This window comes from Rhodococcus sp. (in: high G+C Gram-positive bacteria), from assembly GCF_049591685.1.
Taxonomy (GTDB): Bacteria; Actinomycetota; Actinomycetes; order Mycobacteriales; family Mycobacteriaceae; genus Rhodococcoides.
In genome coordinates this window covers 1-2,228 of sequence record NZ_JBAWFH010000165.1, presented here as the reverse complement: position 1 = coordinate 2,228, position 2,228 = coordinate 1, and the positions used below count along the sequence as shown (strand labels likewise).

2 protein-coding genes are annotated in these 2,228 nt (G+C 65.3%); both read left to right on the top strand.

The features are described 5' to 3' along the window. Window positions 1-683: helicase-related protein (locus WBQ44_RS07080; protein WP_495566010.1), on the top strand; the 683-nt coding region annotated here is incomplete at its 5' end. Between the two features lie 193 nt (window positions 684-876). Beyond that, the coding region (gnd, locus tag WBQ44_RS07075; protein WP_495566009.1) for an NADP-dependent phosphogluconate dehydrogenase at window positions 877-2,228 on the top strand (1,352 nt) is incomplete at its 3' end.

The following is a 2,228-nucleotide window of genomic DNA, read 5'->3' as shown; positions in this document are numbered from 1 at the left end:
TGTCGGAGATCGGCGCTCGTGAAGGCCGCACCATCATGTTCGCGCGCACCAAGCTCGGATGCGATGGCATCACGGACCGTCTGCGCGCACTCGGCATCGCCGCCGAATCGCTACACGGTGGTAAGGCCCAGAACCAGCGCACCCGCGTACTCGAACGCTTCAAGACCGGCCGCACACCCGTGCTCGTCGCCACCGACGTCGCCGCTCGCGGAATCCACGTCGACGGGATCGACCTCGTCGTGCACGTCGACCCGCCGGCAGACCACAAGGACTACCTGCACCGCGCAGGCCGTACGGCCCGCGCGGGCGAAAAGGGCACCGTCGTCGCCATCGTGCTCCCCAACCAGCGTCGGCAGGTCCAGAAGTTGACCGGAATGGCCGGTGTGAAGGCGACCTCGGTCAACGTCGCACCCGGTTCTTCCGAGCTCACCAGCATCACCGGCGCCAAGAAGCCGACCGGCGAGCCGTTGCGCGCCGAGAGCTCCAGCCCGCGCGACCGTCGTGACAGCCGTCCCCGCACCGGTGGCTACCAGGGCGACCGTCCCCGCACCGGCGGCTACCAGGGCGACGACAGCCGTCGTTCGTCCGCGGCGGTTCAGGAGGACACCCGTTCGGGCGGATTCCGCAGCCGCACCGATCGTCGTTCGTACGACGGGTTCGACGGACCGGCCCGCAACCGCTGATTCGGTAAGGCTCGCCCCTTCGAGGTGAGCCGCCCGTTCTCTTTGCACCCAGGGTGCCGCTTCCTTTCGTACAAGAGGAGGCGGCACCCTGTCGGCGTCTCGGGCTGAATAGCGCAAGCGAAGACACGCGCAATGTCCGGCGGGAGTCGAGCCCCAACTTTCCTTCGACCGCAAGGCAGGGAAAGCTGTACCCATGACCTCAGGAGTGGATTCGTCAGACCTTGCCCAGATCGGTGTCACCGGACTCGCCGTGATGGGTTCGAATATCGCCAGGAACTTCGCGCGGCATGGACACACCGTCGCCCTGCACAACCGCAGCATCGCCAAAACCGATGCGCTTCTGGCCGAACACGGTGAGGACGGCAAGTTCGTACGCACCGAGACGATCGAGGAGTTCGTCTCTGCCCTGCAGAAGCCGCGCCGCGTCCTCATCATGGTGAAAGCCGGAGACCCGACGGACGCAGTCATCGAGGAACTCGCCGCGGTGATGGAAGAGGGCGACATCATCATCGACGGTGGCAACGCGCTCTACACCGACACCATCCGGCGTGAAGCTTCCCTGAAAGAACGCGGGCTGCTGTTCGTCGGCGCCGGCATCTCGGGCGGTGAGGAAGGGGCCCTCAACGGACCGTCGATCATGCCGGGCGGACCCGTCGACTCCTACAAGGCACTCGGCCCGCTGCTCGAATCCATTGCGGCACAGGTCGACGGCACTCCCTGCTGCACCCATATCGGTCCGGACGGATCCGGCCACTTCGTCAAAATGGTCCACAACGGCATCGAGTACGCCGACATGCAGCTGATCGGCGAGGCCTACAACCTCTTCCGCGACGCGTTGAACTACTCACCTCAGCAGGTCGCGGATGTGTTCACCGAGTGGAACAAGGGCGATCTCGAAAGCTACCTCGTCGAAATCACCGCGGAGGTTCTCGAGCAGGTCGACGCCAAAACCGGTCAGCCGCTCGTCGACGTCATCGTCGATGCCGCGGAGCAGAAGGGCACCGGCCGCTGGACCGTGAAGGCAGCGCTCGATCTGGGTGTGCCGGTCACCGGTATCGCCGAGGCCGTGTTCGCTCGCGCGTTGTCCGGCTCGCGCGCCCAGCGCAAGGCTGCTGTCGGTCTCGCATCGGGCACGCTTGCCGACAAGCCGGTAGATGCCGAACAGTTCACCCACGACATCAGCCGTGCCCTGTACGCCTCGAAGATCATTGCCTATGCGCAGGGATTCGACCAGATCGCGGCCGGAAGCGCCGAATACGACTGGAACCTCCACCCCGGTGATCTGGCCACCATCTGGCGAGGCGGTTGCATCATCCGCGCGCGCTTCCTGAACCGGATCAAGGACGCGTACGACGACAACGCACAATTGCCCAGTCTGATTCTCGCGCCGTACTTCCGAGACGCGATCGAAGACGCCATCGACAGCTGGCGCAGAGTCGTCATCACCGCTGCGTCGCTGGGTATTCCGGTTCCCGCGTTCGCGTCGTCGCTGGCGTACTACGACGCGCTTCGCGCCGAGCGTCTACCTGCTGCACTGACTCAGGG